Genomic DNA, 22,170 nt, shown 5'->3' with positions numbered 1-22,170 from the left:
TCTGGCGTGGTGGTTTTAACAGACTGGCTTCCGGTTGGAAGTTGGTGTTAGAATGCCTCGCTTGGTTGACAGCAGGTGCTGTTAAACTTTGAAGGCTGGCTGTAAATATGCACGGTCTTGCCTGATTGTGAATGCATATTAACTGGAGTACAAAACAATGGCTTTGACTGCCAAAAAGAAAGCGGAAATCATCAAGAAATTCGGTCGCACTGAAGGCGACAGCGGTAGCCCTGAAGTCCAGGTTGCTCTGCTGACTGCAAACATCGAAGGTCTGCAGGGGCACTTCAAGGCAAACCACAAGGATCACCACTCCCGTCGTGGTCTGATTCGCATGGTAAACCAGCGTCGCAGCATGCTGAACTATCTGAAGGGTAAAGACGTTGAGCGTTACCGTTCCCTGATCGAGCGTCTGGGTCTGCGTCGCTAATAGCGCCTGTCTCGCTATTGACCTGGATTCAGGATTCTACTTTGGGTTGTTCTGTCATGTTCAACTCAGGGTTGAACAGAGATACATTGAACAGTTTTGTGTCTGATAAATGTATTTCTGTGCAGCTAAAGCACCGCCGGCTTCCGTTGTGAGGCAGGCGGTGTTTTTGCATTGTTGATCACAGGAAAAAAGAAAAATCAGTGTGTTGTAAAAAGCAGCAAGGTGTTGCTGATAAGCTGTGAAATCTTTATTGCAAATAAGTGTATAATAAGGTTCTGACTTTTCTTGTGGTTAAAAAAACCATAAAGACGACATTGCTTTTACGGTTTTAAAGAGAGGGATTACCCCTCTCAAGTGCCTGACCAGGTACTTATACCAATCGTACTTTCTAACTCCCGCAATGAGCATGGAGATTTTGAGCCTTAAGACAAGGCGGCGTGAGGAGTCATAGCCTTAGCTATGGCGACGATCGCCAACGCAGGATTAAGGCTCAAATCTTCAGCGCAATAGGGAGTTAGAAAGTTCGATTGGTATTACATGTCAGCACTCTGGTCGTCAGTAGAGGGTGCAATTCCAAGTCTGTCTGGATAGGCGGGGTCTGTACATTATCCAGAAGGTTTAGAATTGCATCTGTCACGCCACTATGACCGGGTACTGTATTGGTTCATTCACACTCAATAGGAAAACGTTGTGAATCCGGTAATTAAAACATTTCAGTTCGGTGATCAGACCATCACTCTGGAAACTGGCCGTGTTGCTCGTCAGGCTTCAGGTGCCGTCCTGGCCAAGATGGGCGATATTGCTGTTTTGGCAACCGTAGTGGGTGCCAAGCAGGCAAACGAAGGTCAGGATTTCTTTCCGCTTTCTGTGCACTATCAGGAAAAAACATACGCTGCTGGTAAAATACCGGGTGGTTTCCTGAAGCGCGAATCCCGTCCAAGCGAAAAAGAAACTCTGACCTCCCGTTTGATCGATCGTCCTATTCGTCCTCTGTTCCCTAAGGGGTTCATGAATGAAGTGCAGGTTGTCTGTACTGTCATGTCTACTGACAAAAAGAACGACCCGGACATTCTCGCCATGGTCGCTACTTCTGCGGCTCTGGCTGTATCAGGTATTCCTTTCGATGGCCCTATTGGTGCTGCGCGCGTTGGTTTCAATGAAGAGAAAGGCTATCTGCTGAACCCTGACTATGAAGAGCTGAAGACTTCAGAGCTGGACATGGTAGTAGCGGGTACCAACGACGCTGTTCTGATGGTTGAATCTGAAGCTCAGGAGCTGACAGAAGACGAAATGCTGGGAGCAGTTTTATTTGCTCATCAGGAATACCAGACCGTCATCCAGGCCGTTAAAGAGCTGGCTGCAGAAGCTGGCAAGGCTCGCTGGGAGTGGGAAGCGCCAGCTGAGAACACTGAGCTGAAAGAAAAAGTAGCGGCCTTCGAAGGCAAAATGCGTGAAGCTTACCAGATCACCATCAAGCAGGATCGTACTGCTGCCGTAAAATCGCTGCGCCAGGAAGTGCTGGAAGCCATTGCTGGTGAAAACAGTGCTTTCGACACTTCTGATGTTGAAAAAGCCTTCGGCAAGCTGGAGAAAAATGTTGTACGTGGCAACATCATTAGCGGTATGCCTCGTATCGATGGCCGTGATACCAGGACGGTCCGTAACATTGGTGTCGAGATCGGCGTTCTGCAGAAGACCCATGGTTCATCCCTGTTCACCCGCGGTGAAACTCAGGCCATCGTTACCGCCACTCTGGGGACGACTCGCGACGCTCAGATCGTTGACAATCTGGAAGGTGAAGTCAAAGATCCATTCATGCTGCACTACAACTTTCCTTCATACTCTGTAGGCGAGTGTGGTCGTATGGGAGCGCCTGGTCGTCGTGAAATTGGTCATGGTCGTCTGGCTCGTCGTGGTGTTCAGGCGGTTCTGCCTACTCAGGAAGATTTTCCGTACACCATCCGTGTTGTTTCCGAGATCACGGAATCCAACGGTTCCAGCTCCATGGCTTCAGTCTGTGGTTCTTCCCTGGCTCTGATGGATGCAGGTGTGCCTCTTAAAGCGCCGGTAGCCGGTATCGCCATGGGTCTGGTTAAAGAGGGTGATCAGTTCGCTGTTCTGACCGACATTCTGGGTGATGAAGACCACCTGGGTGACATGGACTTTAAAGTAGCGGGTACTTCTGAAGGTATCACTGCCCTGCAGATGGATATCAAGATTGCCGGTATTACCGAAGAGATCATGGAGATTGCACTGGAACAGGCGATGCACGCCCGCCTGCACATCCTGGGCGAGATGAACAAGGTCATCAGTTCTGCTCGTACGGAACTGAATCCGAATGCGCCTATGACCATGTCTCTGAAAATTGACCCGGACAAGATTCGTGACGTGATCGGTAAAGGGGGTTCTACTATTCGCAGCATCTGCGATAAAACGGGTGCGTCCGTTGATATCGACGACAGCGGTATGGTACAGATCTTTGCCGAGAACAGCGAGAAAGCGAAGGCTGCCTATGACATGGTCTACGGCATAACTGCCGAAGCCGAGATTGGTAAGATCTATACCGGTGAAGTGACTCGTATTCTTGACTTTGGCGCATTCGTCAGTGTTTTGCCCGGTAAAGACGGTCTTGTGCACATTTCTCAAATCGCCAATGAGCGTGTTGAGAATGTGACCGACTACTTGAAAGTTGGCCAGACTATCGACGTTGTGGTGCTGGATATTGACTCCCGTGGTCGTATTAAGCTCAGCATTAAAGAAGTTGAGCGTGCAAGAGAACAGCAGGGCTGATCTTGAGTGCGTAACTTTCTAATAAAACAGGAGCCAGTGGCCCCTGTTTTATTATCTCCCTATCACACCGCTAAATCGCTGAACTCCCAAGCTGTAAGTCAGACTTCATTAGAACCAGTTTTTATAAATCATTTATATAATTTGCTATTAAACCCACAAACTCAGAGCCAGATCTCATAAGAATCGGTTTTTATAAGTCATTTATATTCTATTTATCATTGAAATAAAAACTATACTGTCGTCTTGTTGAGTGTTACGAACAGGCTTTTAACCGGGTTTTACCGTAACTATGGTCGAGGAGCTTAAGCATGAAACGAGTTTTAGGGGCTCTACCCGTGCTGGTCTTATCCATCGCTGTGACTCACGGTGCAATTGCTTTTGCCGTTGAGCAGCGCCAGGGAGGGCTTACGCACTCAGATTCAAAGCAATCAAAAAATGAAACGCTTCTTCCATCCGTTTCGGGTCCGACATTTCCGTCGGGCGACTCAAAAGCTGGGAGAAGCAGTCCTGTGGATTCCTCATCAAGTCAGAGTGATATTAACAACAGCGCCGGTGCGCCATTGCAGGGCACACAGGTTCCAGTGAATTATCAGAAAGCGATTATTGATGAGAACAACCTGATTCCTTTTGATGTCGATGAGGATAACTACACTGACGCTAAGAAAAAGCCAACGCTTCTTTGGGCAAGGGCGACTTTTCTTAAAAAAAAGCACCCCCATCACCTTAAAGAAGGTGATCTCCGGCCGGCACTATTTCCATTAAACACTTCCTATAACCGGGCCAATCCCTTCGGGACTGCGGTCGTAGAGTGTGGTTCCCCACTGCCAGCACCTTTAACCAAAAAGGGTCGCTGCAATGATCAGCAAGCGACCGGATTCTGTCGAGTCAAGTTAGAGTGGGACGGAGGGGTCTATACCCTCGTTGGTATGCTGGCCAACACACCCGATGATTTCAGCGGATGCCTTTTATCGGGTAGAATAACAGATAATTTCCTTGTATCCTTGGGGGTTGAGGCTCTGCTACCCAGAGACATTCTGGTCACTGACGAAGAATATTATCAGATCAATGTTACTTATGGCAGAGTCTCCTACCGATTTCGGAAAGAGCCTAGGCATCCGGTACTCTTTGCATCGACAGTACTCTTGTCTGGGAGTCTGCGTCATGAAACTTTGTGTAAAAATGATGCCAGCCCCGGAACCCAATGGTACAGCGATTACAGCGATGGGGTTCGTGAAAGCGGAGATGGATGTGCAGGACTGATAGCTGGTGCTAACCCATCAGGCTCTATGCTCCATTTTATCCCTATACGAAAGAAGGCCCTTCCAGTCAAGCAGTCTCCTGTTGTATGGCAAGCAATGGAATCTGAACAAGATATCAGAGGAGTCAATCTTGATGTTTATGAATACTTTTGCTCCCCCAGAAGGCCTTACAAAGAGTTTATCCTGGGCTCACTGGCAGGGCAGGGATCTGATAAGTATTGTGGATATATAGGTACCAGTGGAAAAAGTGGCTACGTCGCTACCAATCAGGATGGCAGTATTGCTACTGATTACCTGAAACCTGTGATTAATGGTAGGATTGGCTGGAAGGCTTTTGAGGATAATCTGCCTGACGAGGCTATTATTGCCGGTTACAGCGTTGCAGGTTTTAGCAGAAGAATAGACAGGGTACCGGTATATTTTTGTCGTTTTATGAATAACGGTTTCAAAACCTTCGGCCAGTATTTTAAGGAGGGCAAAGTCTGTAAAGCATCATTTGCAACGCCCTGCGGAGACTCCAACGCCCTGGTTACTTCAGATACCTTTGAAATTCTAGTCAGGAAGTGAAGGGCAGAACCAGGAAGGCTGCAAACGGAATGTCAATTGTCGTTGTTTGGGCAATGGTACGGCCCGCACTGGCTAATGAACATGTCATTAAACGTTTCAATGAACTGCTCTATGTGCATTTCAATAATGCCGGTACTAGCAGGGCTTCTCTCAGAAGTAGACCTGAATCCTTCGATGTTCAGTGGGATTGTGTCTTCGGTTCTGTCGAATATATAATAGGGTACAGCGTGTTTCAGGAGGTCCTTTACTTGCGGCTTTGTCAGGCCATAAGCGACTCCATAGCTGAAATGCCCCGGATTACTCCTCATGACTTCAAATATTACGCTATTTTCTGAGGAAAGAGGCTGAGTATGTTGATTAATGGTAATCAGATTTTCAACTGCATCAGACTCACCTTCAGGGTCTCGGATGTAAACAATATCTTTTTCTTTGTCATAGCCAATCAGGCTGTAGGCGTGTTCGGTTCTAATTTCTGCGAACGGTCTCAGCCCCAAGGGAGCTGAATGGGGTGGGCTAATGGAAACAGTGGCTGCTTTTTCATTATCGACAAAAGAATTAAGTTGCTTCTTCAATCGCTCCTGAGTTTGAAGTTGCGGGTTGACGAAATCGGTAAGCGATCCCATCAGTACAGTCAAAACTGATTCTTCATCTAACCCGTCCAGTTCTGAGTATTGATGATACTTGAATCTTGCCGGGCGATTATATCGATTTGCATTAATGAAACGTTTCGACAGGTGGGCGTAAGCGGCTTCCAGCATAGCTAGCCAAACACCACCATCACGTGTTTCGGCAAAGTGTGAGTAGCGCTCAACTTCTCTGAATTGGATCAGCGTGCCATCATCAATCCCCGGAAAAACAATGTCAAATGTTCGTTCATCCGTCGTCGTATGGAAGTAATTGAATATTAGTCTTTTTCCGGTTTCAGAACTGGCAATTGAGGCCAGTGAGGCAATCAGAACACAATCTGGAAAATGTTTCTGCAGGAGATTGTCGGGAGTAATACTGGTCAGGCTGTGGGGGAAAAGCCGTCTATAGGCATTGGCAAACGCTTGCCGTTCGGGCCTGGCAAGCCAGGCGTTCCAGAATCCGTTGTCCTGCTCGTAGTGATATTTTGCGACCTGCCCTGACAGTTCAGCCAGCTCAATACTATCCCTGCTTAATAAAGCGGTAACAGGGTTTTGCCATGGCTCGAAATTAACAAGGTAAAGCCTGATGGTCTGGTAAAGGTCTTTGTTCAAATAGGGAGCATGATAGCCCTCAATCAGCTCATCGTGGGAGAGCAGGCCATCAGAGTCTTTATCAAGTGCGCCTGCCAGCTCCGGGAAGTGGTGGTACGCCGACGGGTAACCGGGTGAAAATTCGCCACTAAATACCTGGACAGTAAAAAAGAGCAGACTGGTTAGTAATAAAGTACGTAAATGGTCCATCCTGTTAATTCCTGTAATAAGCATCCTGCTGTTAAGCCATGCCCTCTGGTTTTGTCATGGGTTGTGACACGGCTTCTTAACCATTAAGTACCTGGCCAGTTGGTTTCGCATATTCTGGCGAGTGGATTTTTTCATCCTTCAAGGCGCAACGACGGGCGCGTAGCCATAGCTACGCAACCAGAGTTGGAACGCAGAAGGGTGGAAAAAGCCGCCGACCAGAATATGCGAAACCAACTGGTTAGGTACTTAGATGACAGGAAGTTCAAAAAGTTCATTTACAGGTCAGAGAAATGGAGATCCCTGTTAGCAGAATGACCAACTGGCCAGGTACTTAGTTATTGTTTATAGGGCATTGATACGGCCCGTCCTGACTAATATGCATGGTATTAAAGGTGCTAATGAGCTGCTCTACGCTCATTTCGATGATGCCGGTATTGGCAGGGCTTCTTTCAGAAGCAGGCCTGAATCTTTCAACATTAATATTGATTGTCTCTTTCTCCATGTGAATAATCCTTTGGTCAAGTCGATTAAGGAGGTTGTTTACTCCAGACTCCGTCATTATATGGGCGACTCCGTAGTCAGGGTGGTTGGGATCGTTCACCATGGCTTCAAATATTACGCTATCTCCTTCGGAAAGATGCTGATTATGTGGAATAATGGTAATGAGATTTACAACCGCAGCAGACTTACCAAAAGGGTCACGAATATAAACAACATCTTTTTCCTTGACATAGCCAATCAGGCTGTAGGAATGATCGTTTTCAATTTTTGCGAACGGCTTTAGCCCGAGGGGAGCTGAATTACATGGGCTAATAGCAACAGTTGCTGCTTTTTCATTATCGACAAACGAGTTGAGTAGTTCCTTTAATCGCCCCTGAGTCACAGATTGCGGGTTGATTAAATTGCTATGCGATCCCATTAGTGTGTGAAAAGCATCTGACTCCTTGATTCGGAGTTTTTCAAGATAGTTGTCCCGAAAACTGAATTTTAGGCTGCCTTTTTCTCGTTAATTCTTGCTTCAGACAACCGCTCAGGATTCAGTGCAACCGCACCTACAGGCTCCCAGTTTCTGATAACTCCTGACCAGCGCGTTGGATTAGCTTCTCGCGCTTTGGTATACACCTGTTTCCGGTGATTCAGGATTTCCTGATCTCTTTTCTCATGCCGTTGCGCAGGTGTCACAAAGCGGATTGAGCTATGGCGGTGTTCATTGTTATAAAAGCGCTCAAACTTCAGCATCCACTGTCGACTGTGTTCTAACGTCAGAAAACCTTGAGATGGCCACTGAGGACAGTACTTCACCGTTTTAAAGATCGATTCTGCAAATGCGTTATCATTACTCACCCTTGGGCGACTATGAGAGGGAATAATGCCCAATTCCTCAAGCTTGGCCTTAAAGGTACTCGACGTCATTGGAGCCCCATTGTCTGAGTGCAGTACAAGCGGTGTTTTAGTGCATTTTTCAGCCACCATTGTCCGGTTAATCAGTTCACTGGCTAACTCACCAGACTCACGGCTATGAATCTCCCAACCAACAATCTTACGACTGTAAACGTCCAGTATCAGGTAGAGGTACCAGAACTGGCCGCGTACCCTGGAAGGTATGTAACTGATGTCCCAACACCAGACCTGGTTAGGGCCAGTAGCAACATAGGTTGTCGGCTTGTTGCTTTTCGATCGCTTTCTTGAACGACCGCGGTGGTGCAACTGACCATACTTTTTCAACACACGGTAAAAGCTAGATTCAGAAGCAACGTATACTCCCTTGTCTGCAAGGGCTGGCACGATCTGCGATGGTGGCAGGCTCGCATACTCATCTTCATTACTGATAGTCAGAATACGTTGCTCCTCTTCCTCAGTCAGTTTGTTAGAGGGTACCGGGCGCAAGGCATCCGGGCGTTTGTCCGTTAACACTGCACCATTGTCATCGCGCCAGCGATTCAGTGTTTTCAGGGATATTTCCAATTGTTCAGCAGCCTTCCAGCGAGAAGCGCCGTTTGCTATAGCCTCATCAAACCATGTCAGCAGTTGGCGGCGCTTATCGACAGGTGTCAGTTGTCCTCGCTGTCTATCCCGTAGAAGGCATCGAGCTTTTTTGATAGCACCAGCAGGGCTGCAGCTTCTGCCAACGCCTTGTCTTTACGGCGAAGCTCTTTTTCAAGGCTCTGATTGCGCTTACGCTCTTGTTTTAATTGCTTGCTTTCCTGGTCTGCACGCTGAGAAGCCTGAACAGCACCTGAAATACAAGCGTGCTTCCACTCCTTGACTTGTTGAGGATAAAGCCCTTTTTTACGGCAGTATTCACTTAACTCTGTTTCTGACAAAGCAGCGGTTTCGACGACCACGGCAAACTTGCTTTCAGCAGACCATTGTTCTGATTTTTGTTCGTTCCCTGGCACAGGTAATCCTTTGTCCCGTAGTTTTTTACGCCAATTATACAGGGTTTGTTCGCTGATACCTTCCTCTCTGGCAACATCCGGCACAGAGCGATTGTGTGGTGGTAACAGTTTTTTCAAAACAGCTGATTTACGTTCCTCTGAAAAACGAGGCATATTCAACGTCCATCGCCCACTGTCTAGCTTTTATTGGTTAATCAGTGAGCGGGACAACTATCCTGACACAGCGGGGATTCCGTCCAGTTCTGAATATTGTTGATACTTGGATTGTGCCCGGTCATTATGTCGATTTTTATTAATGAAACTTTTCGACAGGCCAGCGTATGCGGCTTCCAGCACAGCCAGCCAGATACCACCATCTCGTGTTTTGGCAAAGTATGAGTGGTGCTTAAATTCTCTGAATTCAATCTGGATGCTCTCACTAATACCTTCAAAAAGAATACTAAATGTCTGTTCATTAATGGGATAGAAGTAATTGAATATTAACCTTTTTCCGGTTTCAGAGCTGGCTATTGAGGCCAGCGTAGCGATCAGAACACAATCTGGAAAATCATTCTGCAGGAGGTTATCCGGGGTGATACTGGTAAGACCATGGGGGAAAAGTCGTCTATAAACGTCTGCAAACGCTTTTTGTTTCGGCTTTGCTAGCCAGGTATCCCAGAAGGTGTTGTCCTGCTCGTGATGATACTTTGCGACTTGCCCCGACAGTTCAGCCAGTTCAATGCTCTTCCTGCTTAATGAAGCAGTAACAGGGTTTTGCCATGACTCGAAATTAACAAGGTAAAGCCTGATGGTTTGGTAAAGGTCTTTGTGCAGATACGGGGCATGGTAGCCCTCAATCAGTTCATCGTAGGAGAGCAGACCATCAGAGTCTTTATCAAGTGCGCCTGCCAGCTCCGGGAAGTAGCGGTATGCCGACGAGTAGCCGGGTGCGAATTGCCCGCTAAAAACCTGGACAGAAAAAAACAGCAGACTGGCCATTAATAGAGTAGGTAATCGATCTGGCATATTCATTGGTGGTCAAAGATTCCCGTCATACTCTTGATTTGTGGTCAGGGATTCGCGTCATCTTTACCGTCGATGGCGCGTCATCATAATGCCATGCCGTGGGGCGAGGGTGATCAGGGGCTCGAGAGCAATGGGATGGCCAGCTACGAGGTCAAGGCGGTATTGTTGGCAGAGGGTGGCGAGGATGAGGCTGCCTTCCATCATGGCCATCTGGTTGCCAATGCACTGACGTGGGCCGCCGCCAAAGGGAAAGTAAGCAAAGCGTTTGATTTCGCGTTCTTTTTCAAAGCGCTCTGGCTCAAAGCCTTCAGGGTTTGGCCAAAAGCTGGCATGGCGGTGCGTCACGTAGGGACTGGTGAAGATCATCGTGTCGGCGGGGATGTGGTAGCCCGCGATTTCATCATCGGCGACGGCGCGGCGCGAGATGAGCCAGGCGGGTGGAAAGAGGCGCATCGCTTCGAGAAAGACCATGCGCGTGTAACTAAGCTTCGGCAAATCATCCATCGTGGCACGTCGCCCCCCTAAAACTTCATCTATCTCAGCCCAAAGACGGCGGCGCACGATGGGATGTGTTGAAAGCAGATAGAAGCACCACGCCAGGGCATTGGCTGTCGTCTCAGTCCCAGCGGTAAAAAAAATCAGCACTTCGTCGCGTAGTTGCTGATCGGTCATCTGTTCGTTCGTCTCTTCATCACGGGCGTGCATCAGCATCGAGAGCAAGTTGCCGCGCTCTGTATTGTCTTGGCGATGCCTGCTGATCATTTGTTCCACGGCGTCATTCAGTTTTTTTTGTGCCGCTCGGAAACGACGGTCACGCGGCGTGGGCAGCACGGGCGGCAAGGGCAAAAGTGCCCGGAATCGTTCGCCAATCTCAGAATTAATGAGCAAGGTTTGGCGATAAATCGCCTCGGCTTGCTCTTCAACGTCTACCCCAAAGAGGGTTGTGCTGACAGTGCGGGCTGTCAAGTGTCCCATTTCCGCTGCCACATCAAACGCCGCTTCCTCTTCCTCTTGATCTTTTTGCGCCCACGCCGCAAGCATCTTGACAGTTTCCTCAACCATCAGCTCCGCAAAGGCCGCGATACGCTTATGATGAAAGGCGGGCTGCGCCAAACGACGCTGCCGTCGCCAAAAATCCCCTTCGCTCGTCAGCAAGCCCTCACGAAAAAACCAGCGTGACATATCCCAGAGGGGATTGCCTTTGTCATAGTTACGATTGTTAGTTTGAAGCACATGACGAACATGGTCTGGGTGCGTCACCAAACAGGCTGGCCAAAGCCCATAGCGGAAACGCACAATGTCACCGTACTGATTGCTCAAGCTCATCAGCGTGTTGACGATATCGCGCTGCCCCTCCCTCATCACCTTGAGCATATTAAGCCCAGTTGGCCCAGGGGCTTGAGGCGCGGACGACATGCTTTCTTTGCGGCCAAATAACTTTAAACGGGTCATGACCCCTCCTTTTTTTACTCATTGATTTCGATCAGCGATTTCCCACCCCATTCGTGCGGCGCATCAATGCCAAAGAGGTGCAAAAGTGTCGGCGTGACTTAACCCCTGTAAAAAGCAGCTTGTTACACGTGACACCTTCTGGTCTGATCGTGATTTTCGACAAGCTAATTAACCATTAGATAACAGCAAGTCCAAAGAGTAGTTCATATCCGACTGGTCAGGCGCTTAGTTATTGTTGGTTGGGCATTGATAGGGGCCGCACTGGGTAATGAACATCGTCTTAAACGTATCAACGAACTGTTCTACGGTCATTTCAATGATGCCGGTCCTGATGGGGCTTCTCTCAGAAGTAGATATGGATAATGAAATATCGGAAGGAATTATGCCTTCGGCTATGATGTCCATCCACTGTGGTACGGTTTGGTTAAGGAAGTGGAATAGTCGAGGCTCCGTCAGTCCATAAGCGAGTTTATACTCAGGGTCCCAGGGAAGGCTCTTTATGACTTCAAATACTTCGCTGTTGCCTGAGGAATGAGGCTGAATATGACGATTAATGGTATAGAGGTTTGTAACCGCAGCAGACCGGCCATGAGGGTCACGGACATAAACAACATCTTTTTCTTTGTCATAGCCGATCAGGCTATAAGCGTGTTTGGATTCGATTCTGGAGAATGGCCTTAATCCCAGGTGGTTTAGAATTTCCGGTTTACTAGTAACAGTCACTGAGACAGTCGCTGCTTTTTCATCATTAACCAAAGAGTTGAGTAGCTCCCTGATCTGCTCGTTACTCTTAAGTTGCGGGTAGATATAATCAATATACGATGACGTTAGTATACCCAAAGCATGTCCCTCAGGTACCCCGAATAGTTCTGAATATTGATGATACTGGAATCGTGCTCGTTCATTTTGTCGATTTTTATTAAGGAATAATTTCGACAGGTAGGCGTAAGCCGCTTCCACCATAGCCAGCCACATACCTTCATCGCGTGTTTTGGCGAAGTGTGAGTAGCGTTCAACTTCGCTGAATTGAACCACTTTACCTCTGGGAAGCCCAGGGAAAACAATCGCAAATCTTTGTTCATCGACGATATAAAAGTAATTGAAAATTAGCCTTTTTCCGGTTTCGGAGCTGGCTATTGAGGCCAGCGAGGCAATCAGAACACAATCTGGAAAGTGCTTTTGCAGAAGATTATCCGGAGTAATACTGGTCAGACCATGGGGAAAAAGTCGTCTATAGGCGTCGGCAAACGGTTGCCGTTCCGGCTTTGCAAGCCAGGCATCCCAAAAAGTGTTGTCTTGCTCGTGGTGATACTTTGCCACTTGCCCCGACAGTTCGGCCAGCTCAATACTCTCCCTGCTTAATGAGACGGTGACAGGGTTTTGCCATGACTCGAAATTAACGAGGTAAAGCCTGATGGTTTGGTAAAGGTCTTTGTTCAGATACCGAGCATGGTAGCCATCAATGAGTTCATCGTAGGAGAGCAGGCCATCAAAGTTTTTATCAATTGCGTTTACCAGCTCTGGGAAGTGGCGGTACGCCGTCGAGTAGCCGGGTGAAAATTCTCCAGCAAAAACCTGGACAGGAAAATAGATCAGAATGGTCAGTAATAAAGCGCGTAATCGATCCATAATGTTATCCCCCTTTTAAAGAACATTATTGGTGTTACGCAACTCCCTCTGGAGAGATCAGAGGTTGCGATACAACCCGTCTAATTATTAGAGGCAAAAAAGCTCCAAAAAGTTCATAGATAGGTCAGTAAAATGGACACACCTGTTATTGAAGCGACCCACGATGGGTCACCTGTCTTGACCAGTTGGTGGCAGCCAGATACAAAAAAACCGTGCTTTCAAAAGTGAAAAGCACGGTTTTATTGGTACATTAGAGCTGGAAGATATTACTCGTCCAGGAAGCTCCTCAGGTGATCCGAGCGCGTCGGGTGACGCAGCTTTCTCAGAGCCTTGGCTTCGATCTGACGGATACGTTCACGGGTAACGTCGAACTGCTTGCCCACCTCTTCCAGAGTGTGGTCAGTGTTCATGTCGATACCGAAACGCATGCGTAGTACCTTCGCTTCCCGAGCCGTCAGGCCAGAAAGTACGTTGCGGGTAGATTCTTTCAGACCAGTGCCGGTAGCCCGATCGATAGGTGACTGAATGGTCGCGTCTTCGATAAAATCACCCAAATGGGAGTCTTCATCGTCGCCGATGGGTGTCTCCATGGAGATAGGCTCTTTGGAGATTTTCAGTACCTTGCGGATCTTGTCTTCTGGCATTTCCATGCGAACAGCCAGTTCTTCAGGAGTCGGTTCACGCCCCATCTCCTGGAGCATCTGTCTGGAAATACGGTTCAGTTTGTTGATCGTTTCAATCATGTGAACCGGGATACGAATCGTTCTGGCCTGGTCCGCAATGGAGCGGGTGATAGCCTGACGGATCCACCAGGTAGCGTAGGTCGAAAACTTGTATCCGCGACGGTATTCGAATTTGTCTACCGCTTTCATCAGACCGATGTTGCCTTCCTGAATCAGATCCAGGAACTGCAGACCACGGTTGGTGTATTTTTTGGCGATAGAAATAACCAGACGCAGGTTGGCTTCGACCATTTCTTTCTTGGCACGACGGGCGCGGGCCTCGCCCAGAGACATTCTGCGATTGATGTCCTTGATCTGGACCAGCGTACAGCCGAACTCTTTCTCAATAGTGATCAGCTTCTTCTGGGCACGTATGATTTCATCCCGGTAGTGGTTGATGGCTTCAGCATAGCCGGCGCTGCCAGAAGTGATGTCATCAATCCATTTCAGGCTGGTCTCGTTGCCCGGGAAAGTACTGAGGAAGATCTTGCGAGGCATTTTCGCGCGGCGTACGCAGAATTGCATGATCGCGCGCTCATTGCCCCGAATGGTGTCCAGAGTATTCCTGATGCGGAAAACCAGCATGTCAAAAACACGGGGAACCAGTTTCAGAGGCATGAAAGCTGTGGTCAGTTCATCCATTGCAGCTTTGGCTTCTTTGGAACCAAAGTCATGCTTTGCCAAAGTGCTCAGTACCTTCTCATGACCAGCGCGAAGGAGATCAAAGCGCTCTTTGGCTTCTTCCGGATCAAGACCGCCAGCGTCGTCATCGTCATCGTCATCAGAGTCATCGTCGTCAAAGTCTTCTTCGATGTTCTCGACAGCAGGAGAGGGGGGGGCGACAGGCTCATCGGAATCAGGATCGATATAGCCGCTGATCAGATCAGTCAGGCGGCCTTCTTCTTCTATAATCCGGTCATATTCGTCCAGAACAATCTGAACCGAGCCAGGAAATCTGGCCAGGGCTGACATGACTTCACGCAGCCCTTCTTCAATGCGTTTGGCGATCTGGATTTCGCCTTCGCGAGTCAGCAGTTCGACCGTGCCCATTTCACGCATGTACATGCGCACAGGGTCAGTGGTTCGGCCTGCTTCCTGTTCAACAGCTGCAAGAGCTGCTGCTGCCTCTTCGGCAGCAGCTTCATCAGTGTCCGCTTCTGACAACAACAAGGTATCGGCGTCCGGCGCTGTTTCGTAGACGGTGATACCCATGTCATTGATCATGCGAATGATATCTTCAACCTGGTCAGGGTCGGAGATGTCTTCAGGAAGATGGTCATTTACCTCAGCGTAAGTCAGGTATCCCTGTTCCTTACCGCGAGAGATAAGCTCTTTCAGTCGGGATTGTTGTTGCGAGTTAGCTGACATATCAACCCTTTAACAGCGAAAGTGGAGTGCCGGACGAAAAAAAACGTAAGCAGGCAATTATAGCTCAAAAAACATGAGGTTTTCCACAATAAAGTGTAAAAGAGTACACTCTCGCGGATCTGCACGATGTTCAGTGGATGGGGCACCGGAAAAACGGTCCATGAAAAACTACGCATGGTGAGGGCCCCCTTCCTTGGCTTTTTACCGTAAAAGCACCCTCTCACAACAGGTGAGTCAGTAAGATGCCTTCTTCGCTCATGGCTGTTTCAGACCGGTTTCAGAATCAGGTGTGTGGTTAATAACGGCTTCCCACATAGCACAGTGAAGTTCAAGTATATACCTAAAAATATGTGCGTCGCCATAAATAAAGTGATAAAAAACAATTTACATTTTACTTACAGTTATTGCTAAAAAATAAGGCGTTTGTCGTTCAGTCCGGGATTTTTCCGGGTTTTCAGAACGTTATTTCTTGGTACTGGTGTTCGTGGACTCGATACCGAGTTTTTTCTTTTTCTTTTCAAGCAGGGCTTCCAGAACACTGCGTTGTGCCGAGTCTATCTGACCGGGTTTTTTCTGTGATAAAGTTTGTTTAAGAGAGTTGGCCGTCTGTTTGTGCTCAAGCTCCCGGACCGTATCCCTGATTCGTTCTATAGCTTCATGGAATTCCTGGTCGTTGGGCTGATGCCCAAGTTCCAACGATGCGATTTCCTGAAGTCGAATGCCGTGGTGAGTACCATGCCATTGTGCGATCAGGGCAATAGTAGCCAGTTTAGGTTGTTCCTGAAGCGTTTTTATCAGAGCAATTAACAGTTGTGTATCAGGATGCCCGTCACCTTCCAGTTCATTGATTGCTTTTACGCTGGCCGCTAATTCAGGATTACAAAGCAGGTGCCGGATGGCATATAGAGATCGACCCACTTTTAATGGCGCAGGAATGGGCGGTTCGTTCTTTTCCTTAAAACCCTTTTTAAAGGGTTTGCGCTCAAAACTATACGTCTGAGGTTGGAAGTGCTGGGCAGACTCAGGCTCATAGTGCGCTTGCGGATAATAGTCGGTTTCAGCAGGTATAGGGTAATCGTCGTATGCGTTATCAGCGGCAGGTTCAGGCTCACTCTTTTTGTTTAAATAATTTTCAAGAGTATCGGTATTCAAACCAGTGATCTCTGACAGTTTCTGCATCAACATCTGTTTGAACAGACCGTCGGGAATCTTGTGGAGGTGAGGTTGTGCATCGGTGGCCAGTCGTGAACGTCCGTCCATGGTATTCAGGTCGATACCGTTACTGAGTTCCTGAAACAGGAAAGTGTCGAGGCTGAGGGCGGTGGTTTTTATTCTTTCCAGAAAGGCATCGGCACCTTCTTGTCTGACCATGCTGTCCGGATCTTCGCTCTGGGGTAAAAACAGAAAACGTGCCTGATTGCCATCTTTCATATGGGGAAGAGTGGATTCAAGGGCTCGCCAGGCTGCGCGTCCGCCAGCATTATCGCCGTCAAAGCAGAACACAACTTCTGATACGGTTTTAAAAAGTCTCTGTATGTGGTCCGGGGTTGTTGCTGTACCCAGGGTGGCGACAGCATTGTTGATGCCCTGCTGAGCCAGGGCAACAACATCCATATAGCCTTCGACGACAAGAATGCGTTCAAGGTGACGATTATGCTTTTTGGCTTCATACAGTCCATATAACTCCCGTCCCTTCTGGAAAATGGGGGATTCCGGTGAGTTGAGGTATTTGGGTTTGGCGTCGCCCAGTACCCGGCCACCAAAAGCGATGATTCGACCTCGGGTATCATGAATGGGAAACATGATTCGGTCGCGGAAGCGGTCATAGCGGCTTTTGGTTTCTTCTTTTTCCACCAGCATGCCGGTTGTAACTAACTGGTCTTCTTTTTCCTGGTTCTCTGCCAGATGATTCTTCAGGTTGTCCCAGCCAGGCGGGGCAAAGCCGATACCGAAACGTTTGCAGGTCTGGCCATCCAGTCCTCTCTGCTTAAGGTATTCAATGGCTTTGGGTGCATCAGAAGCTTTAATCAATTGTTCGTTGAAAAAAACGTTGGCTTTGGTCATCAGCTCATAAAGCGGGCTGTGATCCGGGCCGCGTTTTTGACTGTGCTGTTCTCTGGGAACTTCCAGTCCAACCTGGCTGGCCAGAGAATCAACTGCTGTCGGGAAGTCCAGGTGGTCAAAATCCATGACAAAGCCCAGGGCGTTGCCGCTGGCACCGCAGCCAAAGCAATAGTAAAACTGCTTGTCCGGGCTGACAGTGAATGATGGGGTTTTTTCCTGATGGAAAGGGCAGCAAGCGGAGTAATTTCGACCGGTCTTCTTAAGCTTTATCCGGCTATCGACAACGTCCACGATGTCCAGCCGGTTCAGCAGGTCATCAATAAATGTCTGGGGGATGCGTCCGGCCATAAATGCCCATAAATGTGAGTGCCAGCCATTGAAGTGAAAAGGCCGCTACCAGAAATCTTAACAGAGTGCTGATGTTATCATCGCTAATGGACGGTTGTCAGTGATTGTTGCCAATGTTGATGGCAGACTTGCGCAGAGCTGACTCAGTTAAGCAGTTGTCTGATGGTCTGGCTGACCTGACTCATGTCCGCCCGGCCTTGAACTTTAGGCTTGATAATGCCCATGACCTTTCCCATGTCGCGCATGCTTTGTGCCTCGGTTTCGCGAATGGCTTCCGAGACAAGTTGGCTGATTTCTTCGGTGCTGAGCTGCGAGGGCAGGAAGCCCTGAAGAATGGTCAGTTCCAGTTTCTCCTGATCAGCCAGATCAGTGCGCCCTGCAGACTCGAACTGGTTGATGGCATCGCGGCGTTGCTTGGCCATCTTGTCAAGTGCTGCAAGGGCGCGGGTGTCGTCAATCGACTTTTCGTCTACTTCTATTCGCTTAAGCTCGGAAAGAGCCAGGCGAATCGTTCCCAATCGAACCTTGTCGCGGCTGCGCATGGCATCCTTCATTGCAGCAGTCAGTTGTTCCCTGACCTGGCATTCGCTCATGTTCTTACCTCAATACGATTCTTTCCCGAAAGAAAGTTTCGAGCAGAAATTTGGGAATCGAAGTTATTAAAGCCGGAAATCCGTTCTTAATACAGACGCTCGCGACGACGCTGTTCGCGCTGCAGTTTTTTCAAATGACGCTTGACAGCAGCAGCGGCCTTGCGCTTGCGAACGGAGGTAGGCTTTTCGTAGTGTTCACGACGACGTACTTCAGCCAGTACCCCAGCCTTTTCGCAAGAGCGCTTAAAGCGGCGCAGTGCTACATCAAACGGTTCATTTTCTTTAACTTTAACAGCAGGCATGCAGAGATCACCTTCCTATAAAAATAGTGAGTACATTAATAAAGGTTTGCAGCCCGGCATCACAACATCTGCTATTAGTACCATCTACTCTCTTTCAGAAAATTCTGCCCTGTTGTTCACAAGCCAGGGATGGCTTGGCAAGGATTTATTTTCGACCTGACGATTTTCATATCAATGAATCACGCCAAACGAGAGCAGGCGGTTGAGCATTCACACTTTTTTCCGGAGTACAGTCAATCTGATGTCCTGAAAGCCGTGGGAAGAAGCTAATTCCGACCCGCAAAATAAGCCTGAACAAATGTTCAGACTAGCCGCGTATTTTTAAGGGTGGGAATTTTATAGACTATTTTCAATAAATGCAAAAACCTGACTTGCTTTCATTCCTTTAAGAGTCCCCGGGGTTGCGGTGTCTGGCATTTCCTGTAAAGGCCGCTTTGCAGTATCATCCCGAGATCCTGCAGCAGGTAGCGAATAATAGCCCTATACGTAGATTCTTATTATCAGGGTGCCTGTTATTTGTGCTGAGGTTGATGAGCTGAAAAGCTGTCTGAATGACGGTAATCCACAGTTTCTTTCAGAAACCAGCGGGAAGTGTCAGCTGTATCTGACAGGCCAATGCTAACGGATCGTGGCATTGCCTTAATGAAAACAGCTTTTTTTTGAAAACAGTAGTGGGTCTAACAGATGATAGTCCTCGGGATTGAAACATCCTGTGATGAGTCAGGCATTGCACTTTATGACAGCGAGAGAGGGTTGCTGGCGGATGCTCTGTACAGTCAGATTGAAATGCATACCGAGTATGGCGGTGTCGTGCCTGAACTGGCCTCCAGAGACCATATCCAAAGGGTTCTCCCACTGATCAGCCAGGTGTTGGAAAAAGCCGACATCACACGCAAACAGATTGATGCCCTGGCCTACACCAGAGGCCCGGGTCTGATTGGTGCCCTGATGGTGGGAGCCAGTATAGGTCGTTCCATGGCCTGGGCGCTGGGTGTTCCTTGTGTGGGTGTCCATCATATGGAAGGTCATTTGCTGGCTCCTATGCTGGAAGAAAATCCACCTGATTTTCCTTTCCTTGCCTTACTGGTGTCGGGTGGTCATACCCAATTGGTGCGGGTTGATGGTATTGGGCAATATCAGCTGTTGGGCGAGTCTATTGATGATGCTGCTGGTGAGGCTTTTGACAAAGTAGCCGCTATGTTGGAATTAGGGTATCCCGGTGGTCCAAGGGTTTCCAATCTTGCACAGAAGGGGACTGAAGGGCGTTTCCGCTTCCCACGGCCTATGTGCGATCGTCCCGGTCTGGATTTCAGCTTCAGTGGTTTGAAAACCTTTACACTCAATACCGTAGCAGCCTGTAAAGAAGAAGGTGGGCTGAGCGAGCAGGATCGAGCGGATATTGCCTGGGCTTTTGAAGATGCCGTGGTTGATACTCTTGCATTCAAGTGTCGTCGGGCTCTCAGGCAGACCGGTTTGAAACAGTTGGTGATTGCCGGAGGTGTCAGTGCCAATCGCCGGTTGAGAAATCAGCTTGAAGCCATGGCGGCAAAAGAAGGTGGCAGCCTTCGTTATGCCAGACCTGAGTTTTGTACAGATAATGGTGCAATGATCGCCTATGCCGGTTGCCAGCGTTTGCTTGCCGGTCAGACGGAGCCCCTTGAAGTGGCCCCGATGCCACGCTGGAACATGGAGACACTGGAAGCCGTTAACCTGAAACCAGAGGGCAGGGTGAATGGATAAGGTTCGAATTGAACAGCTGGAAACCCAGGCTGTGATTGGTGTTTACGAATTTGAGCACGAAGCGGCCCAGCCTTTGATCATTGATTTAGAGCTGGAAACTGATTTTTCCCGGGCATTTCGATCTGACGACCTGAACGATGCCCTGGATTACGATGCTATCAGCCAGACCGTTCGTGCTTTTTGCGAAGCATCCCGATATGCTTTGCTCGAAGCCCTGGCAGGTGGCATCATTCAGTTAATTCAGGCGAATTTCAATGTTGACAGGGTCGGAGTACTGATCCGAAAACCACAGGCATTGAAAGGTGCTTTAGCCTCCGTGTGGTGCGAACGAACCAGGGAAGAGATGCGTCAGCCATGACACTTTTTTACATTGGCGTAGGGTCCAATGATGAGGCCGAGCAAAACTGTTGGCAAATGATACAGACTCTCCGTCAGCAGTTTGGTACCTTATTGGTCAGCAGTCTGATTCAAACGTCTGCCGAGGGTGGTGCTGTGGCTAAGGAGAGAGCGGCTGATTACTATAATGCTGTCGCCTGCTTTGAGAGCGAAGTGTCATCCGCATCGATTAATGGCTGGTGCAAGCAGGTAGAAGACCGGCTAGGAAGAGTCAGAGGCAGTCTTGAATGCCGGGCTGATCTCGATATTTTACAGGTGGTTGATGATGTTCGCGATGTGAGGATCAGCAGCATCGAAGAAGTTTACTATCGACCCCTGGTAAAGCAGTTATGGAATTTTCAGATGGGCAGGCCAGTCAGTGTTTTTACCGGCGCTATTAATCTGGTATTTGAACCAGGCGTTAAGCTGGGTAGTCAACCTCGTCTTCTGCCTGAGCTGGAGTTCGAAGCCATCTGATCAGCAGCCCGTTCATGGGCTGAATAATTCTAGTGATCCAGTTGTTCCTGCATTCGTAATACTCTCGTTTTTCTCAGTTCTTCACCTATCGCCTTGCCCTTAAAGCCCCGGGCAACAATCTCTTTGGCATTGGTCGAAAGGCAAAGAGAAAGCAAGGATTTTATCTGGCTCTGATGGCTTTCAGAAAGTGTTTTTTTCTGAGCTACGGCAATGCAGTGGCCGGCTTTCAGAAAGGCGTCAAAACGTTCTGACCGCCTGAATGCATCGGTGTTTTCAAACAGAATCATTAGCTGTTCTGCTTCCAGGGCTTCGGCGTGCTCGATTAAATAAGCACTGTGCTGAAAAGTCAGGCTGGCCAGCTCTGAAAACTGGGAAGGTGTTTTCAGTCGTTTACTCAGCGCAGTCAGTAAGTCTCTGGAGAGTTCTTTTTCAGAAGCGAAGGTGACTGCAAATCGAACGTCACAAGACGCCTGTTGAATGGCTGCCGTGCGAAGTGCTTTTATGCCTGTCGAATTCTCTCTCAGGAAAGGAGCCCATTCCGGCATAACGGCGTTTATGGCGTGACACTCAGATAATACTTCAAAAAATATCTCAGGGTCAGGTTCAGACAGGGCGCGTGTGGTTTCTTGCCAGATTCGCTCGGGAACCAGATAGGAGGCTTCACCTCTGTCGATCATAGAGGACATCAATTCGAGAGTCTCGGGAGCCACCCTGAACCCCAGGTGATGGAAGCGGGCGGCAAATCGAGCTACACGAAGAATGCGCAGGGGGTCTTCCTGGAATGCCGGGGAAACATGGCGAAGCAGTTTTTGTTCGAGGTCTTTCTGACCACCGTAGGGATCATAGATATTGCCAAGATCATCCTGGGCCATGGCATTAATGGTCAGGTCTCTGCGGATCAGGTCTTCTTCCAGAGTGACATCGGGGGCGGTATGAAAAACAAAGCCAGTGTAACCATGACCGGACTTTCTTTCGGTACGAGCCAGCGCATATTCTTCTTTGGTATCCGGATGAAGGAAGACAGGGAAGTCCTGGCCAACAGGCTGAAAGCCCTGTTCAGTCATTTGCTCAGGACTGCTACCAACCACTACCCAGTCGTGATCTTTGAGTGGAAGGCCTAATAACCTGTCTCGAACGGCACCGCCGACCAGAAAAATGTCCATGTCATCTCAATCTATTTCGTTGAATAAAATACATTAACTGCAAGGAAGCTGTTATAGAACCTT

At 48.6% G+C, this 22,170-nt stretch carries 17 protein-coding genes; 6 read left to right on the top strand and 11 right to left on the bottom strand.

The window, feature by feature from the left end; all coding sequences use genetic code 11:
• The first annotated feature begins 157 nt into the window (after positions 1–157).
• The 3 genes from rpsO to ACOMG9_RS20215 all read left to right on the top strand — a co-directional run bounded on the left by rpsO (position 158) and on the right by ACOMG9_RS20215 (position 5,043).
• Positions 158–427 (top strand): 30S ribosomal protein S15, encoded by a 270-nt coding sequence (rpsO, locus tag ACOMG9_RS20225; protein ID WP_422135243.1) that lies wholly within the window; start codon positions 158–160, stop codon positions 425–427.
• A 690-nt stretch (positions 428–1,117) separates the two neighbouring features.
• Complete coding sequence (gene pnp, locus ACOMG9_RS20220; protein WP_494529294.1) at positions 1,118–3,217, top strand: polyribonucleotide nucleotidyltransferase; 2,100 nt, start codon at positions 1,118–1,120, stop codon at positions 3,215–3,217.
• A 308-nt stretch (positions 3,218–3,525) separates the two neighbouring features.
• Entirely contained in the window at positions 3,526–5,043 is a 1,518-nt protein-coding gene (locus ACOMG9_RS20215; RefSeq protein ID WP_494529293.1) for a hypothetical protein, read from the top strand.
• 32 nt (positions 5,044–5,075) lie between these two features.
• Here the strand turns inward: ACOMG9_RS20215 and ACOMG9_RS20210 are convergent, their stop codons facing one another.
• From ACOMG9_RS20210 to rpsU, 10 genes are all read right to left on the bottom strand, one after another.
• Positions 5,076–6,470: a calpain family cysteine peptidase gene (locus ACOMG9_RS20210; RefSeq protein WP_494529292.1), complete on the bottom strand. Its 1,395-nt coding sequence runs from the start codon at positions 6,468–6,470 to the stop codon at positions 5,076–5,078.
• A gap of 331 nt (positions 6,471–6,801) precedes the next feature.
• Complete coding sequence (locus ACOMG9_RS20205) at positions 6,802–7,389, bottom strand: hypothetical protein (protein ID WP_494529291.1); 588 nt, start codon at positions 7,387–7,389, stop codon at positions 6,802–6,804.
• Between the two features lie 68 nt (positions 7,390–7,457).
• Positions 7,458–9,022 (bottom strand): IS3 family transposase gene (locus tag ACOMG9_RS20200; protein WP_448215008.1). Its coding sequence is split into 2 segments (ribosomal slippage): positions 7,458–8,569 and positions 8,569–9,022, totalling 1,566 coding nucleotides; the frame shifts between segments, so codons are not numbered across the junction.
• Positions 9,023–9,079: 57 nt separating this feature from the next.
• Positions 9,080–9,880, bottom strand: a complete 801-nt coding sequence (locus ACOMG9_RS20195) for a hypothetical protein (RefSeq protein ID WP_494529290.1) — start codon at positions 9,878–9,880, stop codon at positions 9,080–9,082.
• Positions 9,881–9,937: 57 nt separating this feature from the next.
• The gene (locus ACOMG9_RS20190; protein WP_448218207.1) at positions 9,938–11,326 is read right to left on the bottom strand and encodes a cytochrome P450; all 1,389 of its coding nucleotides are present in this window, start codon (positions 11,324–11,326) and stop codon (positions 9,938–9,940) included.
• Positions 11,327–11,551: 225 nt separating this feature from the next.
• Positions 11,552–12,955: a hypothetical protein gene (locus ACOMG9_RS20185; protein WP_448218206.1), complete on the bottom strand. Its 1,404-nt coding sequence runs from the start codon at positions 12,953–12,955 to the stop codon at positions 11,552–11,554.
• A gap of 266 nt (positions 12,956–13,221) precedes the next feature.
• The gene (gene rpoD / locus ACOMG9_RS20180) at positions 13,222–15,045 is read right to left on the bottom strand and encodes an RNA polymerase sigma factor RpoD (protein ID WP_422135236.1); all 1,824 of its coding nucleotides are present in this window, start codon (positions 15,043–15,045) and stop codon (positions 13,222–13,224) included.
• A gap of 462 nt (positions 15,046–15,507) precedes the next feature.
• Positions 15,508–17,457, bottom strand: a complete 1,950-nt coding sequence (gene dnaG / locus ACOMG9_RS20175; RefSeq protein ID WP_448218205.1) for a DNA primase — start codon at positions 17,455–17,457, stop codon at positions 15,508–15,510.
• A 143-nt stretch (positions 17,458–17,600) separates the two neighbouring features.
• Entirely contained in the window at positions 17,601–18,050 is a 450-nt protein-coding gene (locus ACOMG9_RS20170) for a GatB/YqeY domain-containing protein (protein WP_422135234.1), read from the bottom strand.
• Positions 18,051–18,136: 86 nt separating this feature from the next.
• Positions 18,137–18,352 carry a 30S ribosomal protein S21 gene (rpsU, locus tag ACOMG9_RS20165; protein ID WP_034839300.1) on the bottom strand — a complete coding sequence of 72 codons (216 nt, stop codon included), beginning with the start codon at positions 18,350–18,352 and terminating at the stop codon, positions 18,137–18,139.
• Positions 18,353–19,036: 684 nt separating this feature from the next.
• Between rpsU and tsaD the strand changes: the two genes are divergently transcribed.
• From tsaD to ACOMG9_RS20150, 3 genes are read left to right on the top strand one after another with little or no spacing between them, the layout of a single operon-like run.
• Positions 19,037–20,092, top strand: a complete 1,056-nt coding sequence (gene tsaD, locus ACOMG9_RS20160) for a tRNA (adenosine(37)-N6)-threonylcarbamoyltransferase complex transferase subunit TsaD (protein ID WP_448218204.1) — start codon at positions 19,037–19,039, stop codon at positions 20,090–20,092.
• Positions 20,085–20,450: a dihydroneopterin aldolase gene (gene folB / locus ACOMG9_RS20155; protein WP_422135232.1), complete on the top strand. Its 366-nt coding sequence runs from the start codon at positions 20,085–20,087 to the stop codon at positions 20,448–20,450. The genes tsaD and folB overlap by 8 nt, the downstream gene beginning before the upstream one ends.
• Positions 20,447–20,944: a 2-amino-4-hydroxy-6-hydroxymethyldihydropteridine diphosphokinase gene (locus ACOMG9_RS20150; RefSeq protein WP_422135231.1), complete on the top strand. Its 498-nt coding sequence runs from the start codon at positions 20,447–20,449 to the stop codon at positions 20,942–20,944. Before folB ends, ACOMG9_RS20150 begins: the two co-directional genes overlap by 4 nt.
• 29 nt (positions 20,945–20,973) lie before the next feature.
• On the opposite strand, the gene ACOMG9_RS20145 is transcribed toward ACOMG9_RS20150, so the two are convergent.
• Positions 20,974–22,107, bottom strand: coding sequence for a tRNA nucleotidyltransferase/poly(A) polymerase-related protein (locus ACOMG9_RS20145; protein ID WP_448218203.1), 1,134 nt, complete (start codon positions 22,105–22,107; stop codon positions 20,974–20,976).
• Positions 22,108–22,170 lie beyond the last annotated feature (63 nt).

This window comes from Endozoicomonas sp. PH6C (genome assembly GCF_059322965.1).
The sequence above is the reverse complement of the archived record's forward strand: the minus strand, read 5'-3'. Positions and strand labels throughout refer to the sequence as shown.

Coding starts and splice junctions, on each gene's coding strand:
- folB (WP_422135232.1), top strand. CDS start 20,085: ATGGATAAGGTTCGAATTGAACAGCTGGAAACCCAGGCTGTGATTGGT.
- dnaG (WP_448218205.1), bottom strand. CDS start 17,457: ATGGCCGGACGCATCCCCCAGACATTTATTGATGACCTGCTGAACCGG.
- rpoD (WP_422135236.1), bottom strand. CDS start 15,045: ATGTCAGCTAACTCGCAACAACAATCCCGACTGAAAGAGCTTATCTCT.
- ACOMG9_RS20145 (WP_448218203.1), bottom strand. CDS start 22,107: ATGGACATTTTTCTGGTCGGCGGTGCCGTTCGAGACAGGTTATTAGGC.
- ACOMG9_RS20195 (WP_494529290.1), bottom strand. CDS start 9,880: ATGAATATGCCAGATCGATTACCTACTCTATTAATGGCCAGTCTGCTG.
- ACOMG9_RS20185 (WP_448218206.1), bottom strand. CDS start 12,955: ATGGATCGATTACGCGCTTTATTACTGACCATTCTGATCTATTTTCCT.
- ACOMG9_RS20150 (WP_422135231.1), top strand. CDS start 20,447: ATGACACTTTTTTACATTGGCGTAGGGTCCAATGATGAGGCCGAGCAA.
- ACOMG9_RS20215 (WP_494529293.1), top strand. CDS start 3,526: ATGAAACGAGTTTTAGGGGCTCTACCCGTGCTGGTCTTATCCATCGCT.
- ACOMG9_RS20190 (WP_448218207.1), bottom strand. CDS start 11,326: ATGACCCGTTTAAAGTTATTTGGCCGCAAAGAAAGCATGTCGTCCGCG.
- ACOMG9_RS20170 (WP_422135234.1), bottom strand. CDS start 18,050: ATGAGCGAATGCCAGGTCAGGGAACAACTGACTGCTGCAATGAAGGAT.
- rpsU (WP_034839300.1), bottom strand. CDS start 18,352: ATGCCTGCTGTTAAAGTTAAAGAAAATGAACCGTTTGATGTAGCACTG.
- rpsO (WP_422135243.1), top strand. CDS start 158: ATGGCTTTGACTGCCAAAAAGAAAGCGGAAATCATCAAGAAATTCGGT.
- ACOMG9_RS20210 (WP_494529292.1), bottom strand. CDS start 6,470: ATGGACCATTTACGTACTTTATTACTAACCAGTCTGCTCTTTTTTACT.
- ACOMG9_RS20205 (WP_494529291.1), bottom strand. CDS start 7,389: ATGGGATCGCATAGCAATTTAATCAACCCGCAATCTGTGACTCAGGGG.
- tsaD (WP_448218204.1), top strand. CDS start 19,037: ATGATAGTCCTCGGGATTGAAACATCCTGTGATGAGTCAGGCATTGCA.